Source organism: Rahnella perminowiae, assembly GCF_019049755.1.
GTDB lineage: Bacteria > Pseudomonadota > Gammaproteobacteria > Enterobacterales > Enterobacteriaceae > Rahnella > Rahnella perminowiae.
Genome location: NZ_JAFMOS010000541.1, coordinates 1 through 16,647, shown reverse-complemented (window position 1 = coordinate 16,647; position 16,647 = coordinate 1). Strand labels below are relative to the sequence as shown.

The 16,647-nt window shown below is 52.9% G+C and carries 16 protein-coding genes; 8 read left to right on the top strand and 8 right to left on the bottom strand.

Annotated elements, in window-relative coordinates:
• Positions 1-262: 262 nt before the first annotated feature.
• Positions 263-643 carry an aspartate 1-decarboxylase autocleavage activator PanM gene (panM, locus tag J1785_RS12965; RefSeq protein WP_217137696.1) on the top strand — a complete coding sequence of 127 codons (381 nt, stop codon included), beginning with the start codon at positions 263-265 and terminating at the stop codon, positions 641-643.
• Between the two features lie 79 nt (positions 644-722).
• Here panM and rpoH read toward each other — a convergent pair whose 3' ends face one another.
• From rpoH to ftsY, 4 genes are all read right to left on the bottom strand, one after another.
• Positions 723-1,580 (bottom strand): RNA polymerase sigma factor RpoH, encoded by an 858-nt coding sequence (gene rpoH / locus J1785_RS12960; RefSeq protein WP_015699086.1) that lies wholly within the window; start codon positions 1,578-1,580, stop codon positions 723-725.
• A gap of 317 nt (positions 1,581-1,897) precedes the next feature.
• Positions 1,898-2,878 carry a permease-like cell division protein FtsX gene (gene ftsX, locus J1785_RS12955; RefSeq protein WP_129955184.1) on the bottom strand — a complete coding sequence of 327 codons (981 nt, stop codon included), beginning with the start codon at positions 2,876-2,878 and terminating at the stop codon, positions 1,898-1,900.
• Positions 2,878-3,540, bottom strand: coding sequence for a cell division ATP-binding protein FtsE (gene ftsE, locus J1785_RS12950; protein ID WP_013577472.1), 663 nt, complete (start codon positions 3,538-3,540; stop codon positions 2,878-2,880). Before ftsE ends, ftsX begins: the two co-directional genes overlap by 1 nt.
• 5 nt (positions 3,541-3,545) lie before the next feature.
• On the bottom strand, positions 3,546-5,009 hold the full coding sequence (ftsY, locus tag J1785_RS12945; RefSeq protein ID WP_129992158.1) for a signal recognition particle-docking protein FtsY: 1,464 nt from the start codon (positions 5,007-5,009) through the stop codon (positions 3,546-3,548).
• A gap of 226 nt (positions 5,010-5,235) precedes the next feature.
• Between ftsY and rsmD the strand changes: the two genes are divergently transcribed.
• The 4 genes from rsmD to J1785_RS12925 all read left to right on the top strand — a co-directional run bounded on the left by rsmD (position 5,236) and on the right by J1785_RS12925 (position 9,433).
• Positions 5,236-5,847, top strand: a complete 612-nt coding sequence (gene rsmD / locus J1785_RS12940; protein WP_129992157.1) for a 16S rRNA (guanine(966)-N(2))-methyltransferase — start codon at positions 5,236-5,238, stop codon at positions 5,845-5,847.
• Between the two features lies 1 nt (position 5,848).
• Positions 5,849-6,127: a DUF1145 family protein gene (locus tag J1785_RS12935; protein WP_129955187.1), complete on the top strand. Its 279-nt coding sequence runs from the start codon at positions 5,849-5,851 to the stop codon at positions 6,125-6,127.
• Positions 6,128-6,337: 210 nt separating this feature from the next.
• Positions 6,338-6,964 (top strand): lysoplasmalogenase, encoded by a 627-nt coding sequence (locus J1785_RS12930; RefSeq protein WP_129992156.1) that lies wholly within the window; start codon positions 6,338-6,340, stop codon positions 6,962-6,964.
• A 114-nt stretch (positions 6,965-7,078) separates the two neighbouring features.
• Positions 7,079-9,433, top strand: coding sequence for a zinc/cadmium/mercury/lead-transporting ATPase (locus tag J1785_RS12925; RefSeq protein WP_217219526.1), 2,355 nt, complete (start codon positions 7,079-7,081; stop codon positions 9,431-9,433).
• Positions 9,434-9,451: 18 nt separating this feature from the next.
• On the opposite strand, the gene tusA is transcribed toward J1785_RS12925, so the two are convergent.
• The gene (tusA, locus tag J1785_RS12920) at positions 9,452-9,712 is read right to left on the bottom strand and encodes a sulfurtransferase TusA (RefSeq protein ID WP_129992154.1); all 261 of its coding nucleotides are present in this window, start codon (positions 9,710-9,712) and stop codon (positions 9,452-9,454) included.
• A 227-nt stretch (positions 9,713-9,939) separates the two neighbouring features.
• Between tusA and J1785_RS12915 the strand changes: the two genes are divergently transcribed.
• From J1785_RS12915 to glpT, 3 genes are all read left to right on the top strand, one after another.
• Positions 9,940-10,611, top strand: a complete 672-nt coding sequence (locus J1785_RS12915) for a 7-cyano-7-deazaguanine/7-aminomethyl-7-deazaguanine transporter (RefSeq protein WP_129992153.1) — start codon at positions 9,940-9,942, stop codon at positions 10,609-10,611.
• 125 nt (positions 10,612-10,736) lie between these two features.
• Positions 10,737-11,303, top strand: coding sequence for a DcrB family lipoprotein (locus J1785_RS12910; protein WP_217157791.1), 567 nt, complete (start codon positions 10,737-10,739; stop codon positions 11,301-11,303).
• A gap of 235 nt (positions 11,304-11,538) precedes the next feature.
• Positions 11,539-12,891, top strand: a complete 1,353-nt coding sequence (glpT, locus tag J1785_RS12905) for a glycerol-3-phosphate transporter (RefSeq protein ID WP_217137699.1) — start codon at positions 11,539-11,541, stop codon at positions 12,889-12,891.
• Positions 12,892-12,934: 43 nt separating this feature from the next.
• Here the strand turns inward: glpT and J1785_RS12900 are convergent, their stop codons facing one another.
• From J1785_RS12900 to J1785_RS12890, 3 genes are read right to left on the bottom strand one after another with little or no spacing between them, the layout of a single operon-like run.
• Positions 12,935-14,011, bottom strand: coding sequence for an ABC transporter ATP-binding protein (locus tag J1785_RS12900; RefSeq protein WP_217219525.1), 1,077 nt, complete (start codon positions 14,009-14,011; stop codon positions 12,935-12,937).
• 32 nt (positions 14,012-14,043) lie between these two features.
• Complete coding sequence (locus J1785_RS12895; protein ID WP_217219524.1) at positions 14,044-15,408, bottom strand: phosphohexomutase domain-containing protein; 1,365 nt, start codon at positions 15,406-15,408, stop codon at positions 14,044-14,046.
• A gap of 56 nt (positions 15,409-15,464) precedes the next feature.
• Positions 15,465-16,490 (bottom strand): LacI family DNA-binding transcriptional regulator, encoded by a 1,026-nt coding sequence (locus J1785_RS12890; protein ID WP_217219527.1) that lies wholly within the window; start codon positions 16,488-16,490, stop codon positions 15,465-15,467.
• Between the last annotated feature and the right edge of the window lie 157 nt (positions 16,491-16,647).

The following is a 16,647-nucleotide window of genomic DNA, read 5'->3' as shown; positions in this document are numbered from 1 at the left end:
ACATTAAACAGGAATTTTCTTCTGCAAATCAAATGGCACAATCAGAAATATGAGGTGTAAACAGAATTTTATTTGGATGGAAAATCGGTTCCGTTTCAGACAATCAGTCGTTAACGCTGGCATTATTGATTAAAGCCAACATTTATCGCTTATACTCGGATCTCTAAAAAAGTTTTCACGCTGTTACTGTACAAAAAAAGTTACGCCCGATTTTTAGAAGGATCCGCTACACTGGCGTTCCCATTTTCTGACCTTCCGCATCATGAAATTAACTATCCAAAAACTGACGTCACTCAGCGCGCAGGACCTGATCGATCTGGCCAAAATCTGGCCGGCGCAAACTGAAAGTGACTGGCAAGCCAGCCTGCAAAATAACCGTGCGCTGTTCGCGGCCGTGTTTAATGAACGCATTCTGGGCGCAGTCAAAATCACGCTCAACGGCAATCAGGGTGAACTTCACGATCTGTTGGTACGGGACGTCACCCGCCGTCGTGGTGTCGGGTTGTATCTGATGGAGGACTTACAGGCGCAATTGCCACAGGTGAGGAGCTGGACGATGAAGGCTGATGATGACGCCGTTACCGCTGCCTTTATGCAGGCATGTGGTTTTGTGCGGGAAGAAGACGTCTGGAGAAAATCCTGAAGCACGGTGCGTTATCGCTGAATTTGAGGCATAAAAAAAGCGACCCGGAGGTCGCTTTTTTCGTTTTGCGCTACGTTGATCAGGCTTCGATCGCCATACGTAATTTCTTCATCGCGTTCTTTTCAAGCTGACGAACACGTTCTGCGGAAACACCGTATTTGTCGGCCAGTTCCTGCAGCGTCGATTTGTTATCGTCGTCTAACCAACGTGCACGGATGATATCCTGGCTGCGTTCGTCAAGACCTTCCATCGCATAGGAAAGTTTGTCGGTCGCGTCCTGATCCCAGTTATCTTCTTCGATGGTTTCTGCAAAGTCAGAACTCTTATCTTGCAGATAGAGCATCGGTGCCATCGCTGCGCCGTCACGTGGTTCATCATCCGGCGTCGGGTCAAACGTCATGTCCTGTGCGGCCATGCGTGATTCCATCTCCAGCACATCTTTACTGGTCACACCCAGTTCGCGGGCGACGTGCTCGACTTCGTCGTGACTGAACCAGCCCAGACGTTGTTTGTTTTTACGCAGGTTGAAGAAGAGCTTACGCTGCGCTTTAGTGGTTGCGACTTTCACGATGCGCCAGTTACGCAGCACATATTCGTGAATTTCCGCTTTGATCCAATGCACGGCAAAGGATACCAGACGCACACCGACTTCCGGATTAAAGCGACGTACCGCTTTCATCAGGCCAATGTTACCTTCCTGGATAAGGTCTGCCTGTGGCAAACCGTAGCCTGAATAGTTGCGGGCAATGTGAGCAACAAAGCGCAGGTGAGACAGGATCAGCTCTTTCGCTGCTTCCAGATCACCGTTGTAATGCAGCCGTTCAGCCAGCGCCCGCTCTTCCTCTGCGGTGAGCATAGGATAGGCATTGGCGGCCCGAACATAGGCTTCCAGGCTACCTTGGGGTACTAATGCTAAAGTGCGCATTTCTTTGGTCATTAAAGCCTCTCATGTATGACATAATGCAGGTTTTATACCACGTTGCTGCGGGATGATACCGCGACATTGCTGGCCTTAAAGGCGACAACAAAGCAACGCCGAGCCCTTCATATTCGCTGCTCTACGACCACGAATTTTACATAAAGTTCACGGACAGATTCAACAGTCTAAAGACTGTAAGTGACAGACTGACTATTGGATAGTGAATTTGTGCCATTGCAGGGGAAGCAGGAAAATGATGTGGCTGACTGGCCTGAAACCGCTTCCCCCTGATACACAATGACTGAGCAGCAGGGGGACATTATAGCAAATTCTGACTACTGTGGTGTAAATCGCCGTAAATGTTGAACCGTCGCCAGCCAGGCGGCAATCCAGCCAATCATCGCGGAAACGATCAGCAGCAGCAGGCTTTCATCCCAGCCCAGACCGTGCAGGTCAAAGGTCGTGCCGAAGACTTGCGCAACCTGCGTCACCACGCTCTCAAGACGCAGTACCAGGACTTCCGAGAGGATCAGTGACAACAACGCGCCGGTGAAACCAAGCATCGCACCACCGTTGAGGAACGGTCGCAAAATGAAGCCATCGGTCGCACCGATAAGCTTCATGACGTTGATGGTGTCGCGCCGGCTGAAGATACTCAGTCGCACACTGTTACCAATGACGAGGAAGACCGCAATCACCATCAGGATGCCGATCATCGCCGCAATCTGTCCGACCAGACCGGTCAGCGCCGCGAGACGGGCAAACCAGCTGTCATCCATACGCACTTCATCCACGCCATGCACAGCCGCCACGCGGTCGCGCAAGGTGTTGAGTGTTGCGGCGTCCTGGAAATTCATTTTAGGCGTGATGATAGCCACGGCCGGCAACGGGTTTTGCTCCAGCATATCCATAGCGCCGCCAAAGCCTGACCAGTTGCGGAATTCACCCATCGCTTCTTCGCGGGACAGATAGTTAACTTTATCCACCCCTGCTTCCGTTTTCAGGGTTTTCACCACGTTTTCTGCGGCATCATCATCCAGTGCTTTATCAAGATACACCGTCAGTTGTGGCGTCGGATACCACTGCTCTGCGGCCGTACTGACGTTCTTCCATACCAGATAACAGACACTCGGCAGCGTCAGGGAAATAGCGATCACCATCACCGTAAGCAGCGTTGCCAGCGGCTGACGCAACATGTCAGCCAGCGCATTCATCCACGCATAGCGCCACTGCTCGCGCCAGCCTCCCTGTAATGCTTTGCTTTTCGCAGCACGGGCGCTTTTTGCGGTTTTCGCCGGGTTCGGACTGTTTGCCATTAGTACACCCCTCCCGACATCCGCCCCTGACTCAGCGTCAGCGTGCGATAATTACGACGGGCAATCAGACCCACATCATGCGTCGCCATCAGCACGGTGACGCCGACACGGTTAAATTCTTCGAATAAACGCAAAATACCTTCTGATAGTTCACCGTCAAGGTTACCCGTCGGCTCATCCGCCAGCAGCACTGCAGGTTTGTTCACCACTGCGCGGGCAATACCCACACGCTGTTGTTCACCACCGGAAAGCTGGATCGGCAGGTTCTTCGCTTTATCCAGTAATCCGACTTTATCCAGTGCGGCCGACACGCGGCGACGAATATCTTCACTGCTGGCCCCGGAGATGATCAGCGGCATCGCCACATTGTCATAGACCGTACGGTCCATCAGCAAATGGTGATCCTGAAAAATCATGCCGATCTGGCGACGCAGAAACGGCACTTCACTGGATTTCAGGCGGCTGATGTCATGACCGCCAAACAAAATATGTCCGGCACTCGGTCGCTCAATACCGCAAATCAGCTTCAGCAGGGTACTTTTACCCGCGCCAGAGTGTCCGGTCAGAAATGCCATTTCCGCTTGCTGGATGTGAAAGTTGACGCCCTGAAGCGCCTGTCGTCCGCCCAGATAAGCTTTACTGACCTGTTCAAAGCGAATCATCCGTATTAATCCTCTCGGGCAAAAAGTGCCTCAATAAAATCGTCTGCCTTAAAAGGCCTTAAATCTTCGATACCTTCACCGACACCAATGTAGCGGATCGGAATGCTGAACTGATCAGCGATGGCAAAGATCACGCCGCCTTTTGCGGTGCCATCCAGTTTAGTCAGCGTTATTCCGGTCAGCCCGACGGCTTCGTTGAATAATTTGGCCTGACTGACCGCGTTCTGGCCGGTGCTGGCGTCGAGCGTCAGCATAACTTCATGCGGTGCATCTTCGTCGAGTTTCTTCATCACCCGGACGATTTTCTTCAGTTCTTCCATCAGGTGCGCTTTGTTTTGCAAACGTCCTGCGGTATCGGCGATCAGTACGTCGATATTGCGGGCTTTCGCCGCCTGAATGGCATCGAAAATGACGGAGGCGGAATCGGCACCGGTATGCTGCGCAATCACCGGGATCTTGTTACGCTGACCCCAGACTTGCAACTGCTCAACGGCCGCCGCACGGAAGGTATCGCCTGCCGCCAGCATCACAGATTTACCCTGTGCTTCAAACTGGCGCGCCATTTTACCGATGGTGGTGGTTTTACCGACACCGTTCACACCCACCATCAGAATGACATACGGGGTTTTGCCGCTGACATCCAGTGGCTCGTCAACTTTTGCCAGTATTTCGGACATTTCTTCCTTCAGCTTGCCGTACAGCGCATCGGCGTCTTTCAGTTGCTTACGCGAGGCATGTTCAGTCAGTGAAGTGATGATTTTACGGGTAGTTTCGACGCCAACGTCGGCAATCAGCAGCTGTTCTTCCAGCTCCTCAAACAGATCGTCATCGATTTTCTTACCACGGAACAGGCTGACAAAACCGGAGCCCAGATTCTGCTTCGTTTTGACCAGGCTGCGTTTAAGACGGGCGAAGAAACCTTCTTTAGTCGGGCGTTCCTGTTCAGTTTCACCGGCAGGCAGGACGACGATAGGATCCAGCGCCACAGGCAGCGGTTCGTCTACCGCCGCGTTATCGTCAACAGAATCAAGGGTATCCTGACGCTGGTCTTCCGCAATCTCTTCTGCCGATTCAACAAACTCATCTTCAATGACTTTTTCTTCAACAACCTCAGGCTGCGCGGCAACCTGTTCGGTGATGTGAACAATTTCTTGTGCCAGTTCAGCCGAGGCCTGTTCGCGAACCGGTTCAGGTTCAGCTTCCGGCTCTGTCAGCGGCTCAGGCTCAATTTCAGGTTCCGGTTCGATTTCCGGCGCGGGTCCGACTTCCGGTTCTGGTTCAACAACTGGCTCACGTTCAACCGGAACACCCGGTTCTTCAGCAACGGCTGACTCTTCATGCTCAGGCACGGACGCCGGTTGTTCTTCGACAACGGACTGTGCGTCGCGTGTTTCTTCCTTCTGCTGCTCTTCTTCCTGACGGCCACGACCGAACCAGGAGAAGAAACCGCGTTTTTTATCTTTTGCCATTTTACAACGTCACTCCTCGCCGTTAATGACTGGCGAACGGATTATTAATAGGGTTATGGTCAGGCAGTCTATCACTTTCCCCTGCAGGCAACACGCCCGCGTATTGAATTCCGCTGGTTTTTCAATCGACAATGTTAAACATTTGCCCATTGCCCGCACACCGGTAGAATAGCCCTCCAAACGATAAGTAACGAAGCCTGACGGCTTTGGATGACACAAGCGAACTATGGCAAAAAAACCCAACACGCCCGCCGCAGGCCAGATCCGAATTATTGGCGGACAATGGCGCGGACGCAAACTTCCGGTTCCCCACAGCCCGGGGTTGCGACCGACCACCGATCGCGTACGTGAAACGCTGTTCAACTGGCTGGCGCCGGTTTTGCAGGGTGCGCATTGTCTGGACTGCTTTGCAGGCAGTGGCGCACTCGGTCTGGAGGCATTGTCCCGCTATGCGGCCAGCGCAACACTGCTGGAGTTTGAACGGCCGGTTGCACAACAGTTAGAGAAAAACCTGGCGCTGCTAAACGCCGGTGATGCGAAAGTATTTAACGTCAATACATTGAACTGGCTGGCAAAAGCCGGAAATGCTTTTGACGTGGTTTTCCTCGATCCGCCTTTCCGCAAAGGCATTCTGCAAGACACCCTGAACCTGCTGGAGCACAACCAGTGGCTGGCTGACGAAGCCTGGATTTATGTCGAAACAGAAGCCGAACATGACACTCTGGATGTGCCTGCCAGTTGGCGGTTACACCGTGAGAAAGTCGCCGGACAAGTTGCTTATCGCCTCTACCATCGCGATGTGACGCCTGAAACCGGCTCACCAGAACAGGAGCAGTAAGATGTTGATCAATATTGGTCGGTTGTTGATGTTATGTATTTGGGTGTTTCTGGCGTTTAACCTGATCCACCCGTTCCCTAAGCCGATCAAATACTTTCTGGACGTGGCGATTGTGTTCATGTTCTTCATGCATGGTTTGCAGGTAATGCTGCTTAAAGCCACGCAGGGCAAGGAAAAAGACACCATCGGCCCGTGGCTGCAAACCCGCATCTTCCTGTTCGGCGTCTTCGAACTGATGGCTTGGCAGAAAAAACAGCCGCCGCTGCCAGCTAAAAAGTAATCCCCGCTTTTACGGCGCGCCCTGCGCCGTAAATTCCTCTCATCCTGAACCCACATACATCAGACCTGCCGTTACGGGGATTTCTGATTGTCGCCGCCATGCTCTCTCTCCTACACTGAAAGCAAGTCCGGGAAAACAGGATGTGTTTTTCTGAAGGCAGACCCTGACATCGGTTTTTATGTTCTGTGCTGAAATATAAAAGGATAAACAATGAGTTGGCCATTCCTCGCTGTATTTTTCTCCGGCTGGTTATTCGTTGATGCCAGCTATCGCGGCCCGCGCTGGCAGCGCTGGGTCTTTAAACCCGTCACCCTGTTATTGCTCCTTTTGCTTGCCTGGCAGGCACCGACACTCAACGTTTACAGCTATCTGATCCTGCTGGGTCTGGCGGCGACGCTGGTGGCTGACGGCCTGTTACTGTTGCCTGAAGAACGCTTTATGTATGCCATCGGTGCGTTCTTCCTGTCGCATCTGCTGTATACGCTGAGTTTTGCCAGCCAGATGACCATCACTTTCTTCTGGCCGCTACCGCTGACGTTGCTGATCCTCGGTGCAATACTTCTTGCCGTGATCTGGACGCGGCTGGCTGAACTGCGATGGCCAGTGACCACTTACATCGCCATGACCCTGCTGATGGTCTGGCTGGCGGGCGAACAGTATTTCGCACGCAGCACCGACATGGCGTTTTCGTTATTCTGCGGCGCGGCGCTGTTACTACTGGGAAATATTCTCTGGCTGGTCAGCCGTTACCGCTTTACCTTCCGCGCCGCTGACGCGCTGGTTGCCGCCTGTTATTTTGGCGGGCACTTCCTGATCGTCCGGTCGCTATACCTGTAAAATATCCCGCCGCGGAACCGTTCTGGTTCCGCTGATAAAATACTTGTTGACCTTAGAGCTGACTCCAGGGTTTACACTGGGAGTCATTCCACTCGGTTCCGAACCGGAGGCTTTATGATCCCACTGCAAAAAAACAACGGCTGTAGCTGCGGATGTCAGGGCAAACGTGCGCCTGCACTGCGTATCAACAAAATCGGCGCTATTGCACAGCCGGGCACCCATCCGGCAGGTTGCTGTAGCGAAAAAGCCACGCTGGCGGTTTCTGCCTGCGCCACGACAGACAGTTGCTGTGCGCCAAAAACAGGTGAGCACTCACACACATCAGACGGCAGCGGCACTGAAGGCTCGCCGGGTGAAGATGACCCCGGAGCACCGCTTTCCGGCAGTCAGCAATACAGCTGGAAGGTGGAAGGCATGGATTGCCCGGCCTGTGCCCGGAAAATTGAAAAAGCGGTTTCCGGCATTCATGGCATCAACCGCGCCAAAGTCTTGTTCGCCACCGAAAAGCTGGTGATTGATGCCGGTTTTGATATCACCCAAAACGTACAGAATGCCGTCACCGCCGCAGGTTTTACCCTGCAATCGCTCGACAAGCCACACAGTAAACCTGCCGCTGAACCTTCCCGTTTCCAGGAAGCGCTGCCTCTGATCGCCCTGTCGGCGCTAATGTTGCTGAGCTGGATTCTCGACCATATCAATCCGCAGGCTGGCAAAATCGCGTTTATCGCCACGACGCTGGTCGGGCTATGGCCGGTACTGCGACAGGCGATTCGCCAGACACGGGCCGGTTCGCCATTCGCCATCGAAACGCTGATGAGTATCGCCGCGCTCGGTGCACTGTTTATCGGGGCTACGGCCGAGGCGGCCATGGTTCTGCTGCTATTTATGGTGGGTGAACGCCTGGAGGCTTTTGCATCCGGCCGTGCACGCAGCGGGGTAAAAGCGCTGATGGCGCTGATCCCGGATACCGCCGTCCGTATTGTGAATGGTCAATCGGAAACCGTGCCGGTCAGCCGTTTGCGTCCCGGCGATATCATTGAAATCGCGGCAGGTGCACGCCTGCCTGCCGACGCCGTTTTACAAAGCGCCGCCAGTTTCGACGAAAGCGCGCTGACCGGTGAATCAGTGCCTGTAGATCATCTGCCCGGTGAAAAAGTACCGGCGGGCAGCCTGTGTGTTGACCGGCTGGCACGCCTCGAAGTGGCTTCCGCACCGGGCAGCAGCGCCATCGACCGCATCCTGCAACTGATTGAAGAAGCCGATGAACGCCGTGCGCCAATCGAGCGTTTCCTTGATACCTTCAGCCGCTATTACACACCGGTCATTATGCTGATGTCGTTGCTGGTGATTATCGTTCCCCCGCTGGCAATGGGGCTGTCGTGGGAGACCTGGATTTACCGCGGGCTGACACTGCTGCTGATTGGCTGCCCGTGTGCGCTGGTGATTTCAACACCTGCCGCCATTACGTCCGGACTGGCAGCGGCCACGCGTCAGGGCGCATTAATTAAAGGGGGTGCAGCGCTTGAGCAACTGGCGCTGATTCAAACCGTTGCGCTGGATAAAACCGGTACGCTAACTGAAGGCAAACCTGAAATCACGAAGATTTTACCGCTGAACGGCGCCAGCGAAGGCGAGGTATTAAGTCTGGCATCTGCGGTGGAAGAAGGTTCGCATCACCCGCTGGCGCAGGCGATTCTGACCCGTGCAAAAACCAGTAATCCGCTACCGCTCACGGCGCAGGATCGCCGGGCCCTGGCCGGTGCCGGCGTCGAGGGTGTGGTCGCAGGCCGTAAAATTCAGGTGCTGGCCCCGAAAAGTGTCACGCCAAACGGCCTGACGCCGGAAACCTTTGTGCAAATTGCTGACTGGGAATCCACAGGAAAAACCGTCGTCGTGGTATTACAGGAAGGGAATGCGATCGGGCTGATCGCCATGCAGGATCGTCTGCGTGATGACGCGGCCGACGCATTGCAGAAACTCAAAGCACTGGGCGTGTCCGCCGTCATGCTGACCGGCGATAATCCGCGCGCGGCAAAAACCATCGCGGACCGCCTGGGCATTGATTTTCGTGCGGGTCTGCTGCCTGCGGATAAAGTTTCGGCGGTCACCGCGCTGAACGCACAGAAACCGGTCGCCATGGTCGGTGACGGGATTAACGATGCGCCTGCCATGAAAGCGGCGACAATCGGTATTGCGATGGGAAGTGGGACGGATGTCGCGCTGGAAACGGCGGATGCCGCGCTGACGCACAACCGCCTGAGCGGACTGGCGCAGATGATCAGACTTTCACGCGCCACGCGGGCGAATATCCGCCAGAACATTACGATAGCGCTGGGGCTGAAAGCGATTTTCCTGGTGACCACGCTGATGGGTCTGACCGGATTGTGGCTGGCAGTGCTGGCGGACTCCGGTGCAACAGCGCTGGTGACCGCCAATGCGCTGCGGCTGTTGCGCAATAAATCGAAATAAACCACACGGGCTGAGCCATCAGCCCTGTTTTTCCCTCAACCCTTTGCACAGTAAATAACGATACGGCTGATTATCGGTATCAGATGCTAATAACGTGTGTTCCATAAAACGGCAGAAACCGGGAATATCGCGGGTCGTTGCCGGATCATCGGCGATAATCAGCAGTGTTTCGCCATCTTTCATGGTGCGTACCACTTTGCGAACCATCATCACAGGTTCCGGACAGCGCAAGCCCAGCGCATCAAGCTGATGGTCGGGATTGATAAAGGGATCGGTCATTTCGTTTCTCTACACTTCTTTGGGCGCGGCAAAGCCTCATAGTTTAACCCGCTGGATTTCACACGCAACAGACAGGGCTCATTGCGCTAAAATTAACCGCCGGCCCTGTTGCGCAAACGGTGCGCAAACAGTTACTATGCGCGCCGCAAACAGCTAACGCCCCTGCGGTTTCAAGAATGCAGGGTATTTGGGTTCCCTCACCCCAATCAACTAAAAAGGTCACATATATGTACTCCTTTACTGCTCAGCAGCGGTTCTCCGCGCTGATATGGCTTTCGCTATTCCACATTGCCATCATCACCTCAAGTAACTATCTGGTTCAGCTGCCCGTTTCCATCTTTGGTTTTCATACCACCTGGGGCGCGTTCACTTTTCCGTTTATTTTTCTGGCCACCGATCTGACTGTCCGCATCTTTGGTGCACCGCTGGCACGACGGATTATTCTGTCCGTGATGGTGCCTGCACTGGCCATTTCCTATGTCATCTCAGCGTTATTCTTTGAAGCGCAATGGCAGGGCATGGGAGCGCTCAACAGCCTGAATATTATGGTTGCCCGTATCGCCACCGCCAGTTTTATGGCGTATGTGCTGGGGCAAATTCTCGATGTTCACGTGTTTAACCGCCTGCGCCAGAACCGCCGCTGGTGGATAGCGCCGGTCGCCTCAATGTTCCTCGGCAATATCAGCGACACGCTGTCCTTCTTCTTCATCGCCTTCTACAAAAGCAGCGATGCCTTTATGGCTCAGCACTGGGTAGAAATCGCGATGGTGGATTACACGTTCAAAGTCCTGATCTGTCTGGTGTTCTTCCTGCCGATGTACGGCATGCTGCTCAACATGCTGCTTAAACGTTTGTCAGCAAAGGGAAACACTCCGCATTCTGCCGTCAGCGTGCATTAAACCCGGTCGCCGGTAAGACACAAATCGCGCCATAATCTGACTTGCATTTGTGGCCTGAATAGGTTGCCATAAAGGCTGTTAAGTCAACATGTAAGCCTGGTGAACAGGCCACTTAAGGAAGCCCGATGCGTAATATCGCGAAAATGATGGGAATGGCAGTACTGATCGCCGGTCTGGCTGCGTGTGACGGTAAGTCGACCGATGCACCGGCCACAGATAAAGGTGCACCGGCGGCCGCAGCGGCGGCGGCGACCACACCAGTCAGCCTGCTGGATGGCAAAGTCACCTTCTCCCTGCCGCAGGGGATGAGCGATCAGAGTGGTAAGCTGGGTACTCAGGCCAATAATATGCACGTGTATGCAGACAGTACCGGCCAGAAAGCAGTGATCGTCATTTTGGGAGATAACACCCCCGAATCACTGGACGTTCTGGCGGGTCGTTTACAGGATCAGCAAAAAGCGCGTGATACCAATCTGCAGGTCGTCACTAATAAATCTATTCAGGTGAACGGCCAGACGTTGCAGCAATACGACAGCGTGATCACTTCTGCCGGTCAGAAAGCCTATTCGTCTATCGTTTTGGGCAAGGTCGACAGCCATTTGCTGACCCTGCAAATTACCCTGCCTGCGGATAATCAGCAGCAGGCACAAACCGATGCAGAAGCCATTATCAGTACCCTGAAAATTCAATAAATTCAGAGGTGATGGAAATAACAGGCGGGGCTCAGGCTCCGCCTTTTTTGCTTTGTGCTGTTACCCAATCTCACAACCCCGCCCGACGGTAATAAAAATGTAACATCTCCGTCATAAATCACAGTCCGTTTGTGCGCGAATAGCTAACATGATGTTCGTTATAGAACACATTGGCCCAGCCATTTCCCCATGGCTCATGATGAGTCGGACCTGATTTATGCCATCGGAGGCATGTATGCTCAGTATCTTTAAACCCGCGCCCCACAAAGCTCCTGTTGATGAGACTCACGTCGATCCGCTGTACCGCCGCCTCCGCTGGCAAATATTTATGGGGATTTTCTTCGGTTATGCGGCCTACTATCTGGTGCGCAAAAACTTCGCACTGGCGATGCCTTATCTGATTGATCAGGGCTTCTCACGGGGTGACCTTGGTTTTGCGTTGTCCGGGATTTCCATCGCCTACGGCATCTCAAAATTCATCATGGGTTCGGTGTCGGACCGTTCGAATCCGCGCGTCTTTCTGCCTGCTGGCCTGATCCTGGCCGCCGCAGTGATGTTATTCATGGGCTTCGTGCCGTGGGCAACGTCAAGCATCGCCATCATGTTTGTCTTGCTGTTTCTGTGCGGATGGTTCCAGGGAATGGGATGGCCACCGTGCGGACGTACTATGGTGCACTGGTGGTCACAGAAAGAACGCGGTGGCGTGGTATCGGTATGGAACTGCGCACATAACGTCGGCGGCGGCATTCCTCCGCTGCTGTTTCTGCTGGGTATGGCGTGGTTTAACGACTGGCATGCGGCGCTGTATATGCCTGCTTTCGGCGCCATCTTGCTGGCGGTATTTGCCTTCATGACCATGCGCGATACGCCGCAGTCCTGCGGTCTGCCGCCGATTGAAGAATACAAAAACGATTACCCGCCGGACTATGTAAAAGAATCTGCTGAGCAGGAACTGACGGCGAAGCAGATTTTCATGCAATACGTTTTGCCGAATAAATTGCTGTGGTACATCGCGCTGGCCAATGTCTTTGTCTATTTGCTGCGTTACGGCATTCTGGACTGGTCGCCGACCTACCTGAAGGAAGTGAAGCACTTCGCGCTAGATAAATCTTCCTGGACGTATTTCCTTTATGAATACGCAGGCATTCCCGGCACCCTGTTGTGCGGCTGGATGTCGGACAAAGTCTTCAAAAGTAATCGAGGCGCAACCGGCGTGTTCTTTATGGTGCTGGTCACCCTCGCGACCGTGGTGTACTGGCTCAATCCGGTCGGCAATCCGGGCATTGATATGGCCTGTATGATCACCATCGGCTTCCTGATTTACGGGCCGGTAATGCTGATTGGTTTACATGCGCTGGAACTGGCACCGAAGAAAGCAGCCGGCACCGCCGCCGGCTTTACCGGACTGTTTGGATATCTTGGCGGCTCGGTCGCGGCCAGCGCCATTGTGGGTTATACCGTGGATTACTTTGGCTGGGACGGCGGTTTTATCGTGATGATTGCCGGTTGTGTGCTGGCCGTTATTCTGCTGCTACTGACCATGCTCAGTGAAAACAAACATAAGGCGCAGCTGGCAAAAAGTGCCTGATATTGGGTTTATCTTCGTCGAAAGGCACCGAAAAGTGCCTTTTTTACGCGCCATCCGGGAGAATGCGCTTGCCCGTTTCATCAAACAATAAAATGCTGGCGGCATTAAACCCGAACCTGAGTGGCGTATTTTTAGCAAAGGAGAGCTGTTTCGATGACTTCATTTTCAGGATATGTTCGCCAAAGCGCGCATAGACCAGCGTGGAATCACCCTGCAATTCAGTGAAAACAACCAAAACCTCAAACGCGTGATCTGTCACTTCATTCAGGCGAAGCAGCTCGGGGCGGATCGCCAGCGATACTGCTTGCCCTTCCCGGACAGCCGTGAATTTATCGCCCAGTGGGAATATCGGCTGGCCCTGAATACTCAGTTGTCGATCAATGACCTGCGCCGGGATTACATTGATTTTCGGCGTACCAATAAAACCGGCGACGAACAGACTGCCCGGGCAATTATAGAGTTCAACCGGCGTGCCGGTTTGCTCAATGTGTCCCTGGTTCAGCACCACAATCCGGTCCGCCAGCGTCATCGCCTCGACCTGATCGTGGGTCACGTAAATCATGGTGTTTTTCAGGCGGGCATGAAGCTGACTGATTTCCTGACGCATCTGCACACGCAGTGCCGCATCAAGATTCGAAAGCGGTTCATCAAACAAAAACACTTTCGGCTGCTGAACAATGGCACGCCCGATGGCAACACGCTGACGCTGCCCGCCGGAAAGATTTTGCGGCAACCGGTCCAGCATGTCATCCAGCCGCAGAATCAGTGCCGCTTCGCTTATGCGCCGGGTGATTTCTTCCGGCGGCGTACGGATATTCTTCAGACCAAATGCCAGGTTCTGCCTGACGGTCATGTGTGGATAGAGTGCGTAGGACTGAAATACCATCGACAGACCGCGCTTTCCGGCGGGCAAATCCGTCACATCGGTTTTTTCAATGTGGATAGTCCCGCCGCTCAGCGTATCCAACCCGGCAATCATACGCAGTAACGTTGATTTACCGCAGCCTGAAGGACCGACAAGCACCAGAAACTCACCGGAATGGATCTCCAGAGACAAATCGGGGATCACGACCGTTTTGTCATAATATTTTTGGATATTTTTTAGCGTTAAGGCTGACATAACGTTGTCCTTTGTAACAAACAAACGGGCGGTTACGCCCCGGCAAGGGCGAGGAGTTTCCCGGTGATTTCAGCTAACAGCGCGTTAGATTGTCGGGTTTCTACGTTGAGCCGCAGGAGCGGCTCGGTATTGGAACAGCGTAAATTAAACCGCCAGTTATCAAATTCCATACTCAGCCCGTCGGTCAGACGGGTGCTCAGCGCCTGGTGTTGGTAATGGTCGCGGACACGGCGGATGGCCTCAGCGGGCTGACTGACTGAGATGTTCATTTCGCCGGATACCGGAAAAAGGGCTTTACGGGCAGCAACCAGCCCGGACATTTTCTGACGACTCTGGCTGAGATGTTGTAATACCAGTAAAGCCGGGATCATTCCGCTGTCGCAGTAGCCGAAATCCCGGAAATAGTGATGGGCGCTCATTTCTCCGCCATAAATAGCGTTTTCACTGCGCATTCTTTCTTTGATAAAGGCGTGGCCAGTTTTGGTTTCGATGGCGATGCCATGACTGGCATTGATAATGTCGCGGGTATTCCAGACCAGACGCGGATCATGAAGGATTTTTTCGCCAGGCGAACGTTGCAAAAATAACGCGGCCAGTAATCCTACAATGTAGTACGCCTCAACATAATCACCCCGTTCATCAAAGATAAAGCAGCGGTCAAAATCACCATCCCAGGCAATGCCTAAATCTGCCCGATGCGCGAGCACCGCATCGCGCGTCGCCAGCCGGTTTTCCGGCAGCATCGGGTTGGGAATACCGTGGGGAAAAGTGCCGTCCGGCTCATGATGAATTTTTATCAGATTCAGGGGAATACTGCGTGCCCGAAAGGCATTTTCCAGCGCATCCAGCGTCGGGCCCGCCGCACCGTTACCGGCATTAACCACCACCCGCAGCGGCCGTCCGAAGGGTAAGGTTAAATAGCTAAGCAGATGATCCAGATAAGCGCTCCGGTTTGAGCGCTGTTGATACGAACCGGGCTGCGCCACCGTCGAAAACAGGTGATTTTCAGCCAGCGCCTGAATATCCTTTAACCCGCTGTCGCTGCTGACCGGCCTCGCCTCCCTGCCCACGATTTTCATGCCGTTATAGTTGTCCGGGTTATGACTGGCGGTAATCTCGATCCCGCCGTCCGCCTGTAAAGAACGGGTGGCAAAATACACCTCTTCACTGCCGGTCATGCCGATATCAATCACGTCCGTGCCCTGATCCATGAGTCCACGCGCAACAGCCAGCTTGAGAGCGGACGACGTCAGACGAATATCACTGCCCAGCACGACCCGCTGCGGGCGGTAAAAAAGGGCAAATGCGCCGCCGATACGATAAGCAATATCGTCATTAAGTTCGGTGCCCAGTACGCCACGAATATCATAAGCTTTAAAACAATTTAATAAGACCATATTTCATCCTGAAAATTGACATCAGTACTTTCGACTTCATGGCGAGCCCCTAAATATCAGGTTGAGCCACGTATAATGAGGGTAAATTCGAGATCGTAGTGAATATACGGTTTTCCTTCTAATAACAGGCCAGCGGCTACTTCTCCTTTTTTAACAGGATCCTGAGAAATGGTGGTGAGGGCAATTTCATTTCCGGCTCGCGGGATATTATCGAAACCGGTAATGGCGATATCCTGTGGAACCGTTAATCCTGTTTTCCGACAGTAATTCGCCGCTCCTTGTGCAAACCGATCCGACAGGCAAATCAGCGCGGTAATTTCCGGATTACGGGTAAGTAATGCCTTTGCGGCAATTTCACCAAATTCCTCATGGTGACTTGTCTCACAAAGAAAACATTTATTCAGATTTATATTTCCGGCATGGAAAGTCTCCACACAGGCGTTTACCCGGGTGATCATGACGTCATTATCACCGGAAACAGGAACGGTCAGCGGCTTTATTCCTTTACGCCCCTGCAAGGACGGAAAGGAAATAATACCAAATTCGCGGTGCCCTTTTTCCAGCAGGTGATGACAGATTTCATGCATCGCCTTGCGGTTATCAATCGATACACTGCTGTGCGGCGGAATGCGAAAATCTGTTGTCACCACCGGCACCTTTTTCGCCAGCGCCTTGACGATGATCTGATCATTAATATGCGTAGCATTAAGTATGTAGCCATCGACTGCCGTGTTAATGGCACTGATCTGCGGGCCCTGCTTATTATGCAAAGGGATCAGGATGAGGCTGACACCTTCTTTGTCACATTTTGCGGCGATACCCTGCATCAGCTGCACGTCATGACTGTCGGTAAACACGTAACTGAGCGTGTCGTTAAAGATAATGCCAATCGCATTCGATTTACCGGTACGTAATGCCCGCCCCACATTATCCGGGCCATAAAAATTAACCGAGTGAGCATAATCTATAATTCGTTTTTTTAATGATTCTGATAATTTCCCCGGATTATTAAAGGCATTCGACACCGTCGTGTGTGTTACGCCTAATTCCCTGGCAATGGACTTCAGTGTTATCTTACTCAGCGTGAATACTCCCTGATGCTTAAATAATACAGTAAAAAATCAATTGCAGTATTAATCGCCTATAGTTAGTCATAAGAAAATGTGTTTTGCAATGAATATAAAAATAAAGTTTAACGTTAAACAAAACCATTTGTGTGACGACAATAACATTTATAAC

Coding starts and splice junctions, on each gene's coding strand:
- J1785_RS12895 (WP_217219524.1), bottom strand. CDS start 15,408: ATGGTCTTATTAAATTGTTTTAAAGCTTATGATATTCGTGGCGTACTG.
- rpoH (WP_015699086.1), bottom strand. CDS start 1,580: ATGACCAAAGAAATGCGCACTTTAGCATTAGTACCCCAAGGTAGCCTG.
- J1785_RS12925 (WP_217219526.1), top strand. CDS start 7,079: ATGATCCCACTGCAAAAAAACAACGGCTGTAGCTGCGGATGTCAGGGC.
- J1785_RS12935 (WP_129955187.1), top strand. CDS start 5,849: ATGTTGATCAATATTGGTCGGTTGTTGATGTTATGTATTTGGGTGTTT.
- J1785_RS12915 (WP_129992153.1), top strand. CDS start 9,940: ATGTACTCCTTTACTGCTCAGCAGCGGTTCTCCGCGCTGATATGGCTT.
- glpT (WP_217137699.1), top strand. CDS start 11,539: ATGCTCAGTATCTTTAAACCCGCGCCCCACAAAGCTCCTGTTGATGAG.
- J1785_RS12930 (WP_129992156.1), top strand. CDS start 6,338: ATGAGTTGGCCATTCCTCGCTGTATTTTTCTCCGGCTGGTTATTCGTT.
- ftsX (WP_129955184.1), bottom strand. CDS start 2,878: ATGGCAAACAGTCCGAACCCGGCGAAAACCGCAAAAAGCGCCCGTGCT.
- panM (WP_217137696.1), top strand. CDS start 263: ATGAAATTAACTATCCAAAAACTGACGTCACTCAGCGCGCAGGACCTG.
- ftsY (WP_129992158.1), bottom strand. CDS start 5,009: ATGGCAAAAGATAAAAAACGCGGTTTCTTCTCCTGGTTCGGTCGTGGC.
- tusA (WP_129992154.1), bottom strand. CDS start 9,712: ATGACCGATCCCTTTATCAATCCCGACCATCAGCTTGATGCGCTGGGC.
- J1785_RS12910 (WP_217157791.1), top strand. CDS start 10,737: ATGCGTAATATCGCGAAAATGATGGGAATGGCAGTACTGATCGCCGGT.
- ftsE (WP_013577472.1), bottom strand. CDS start 3,540: ATGATTCGCTTTGAACAGGTCAGTAAAGCTTATCTGGGCGGACGACAG.
- J1785_RS12900 (WP_217219525.1), bottom strand. CDS start 14,011: ATGTCAGCCTTAACGCTAAAAAATATCCAAAAATATTATGACAAAACG.
- rsmD (WP_129992157.1), top strand. CDS start 5,236: ATGGCAAAAAAACCCAACACGCCCGCCGCAGGCCAGATCCGAATTATT.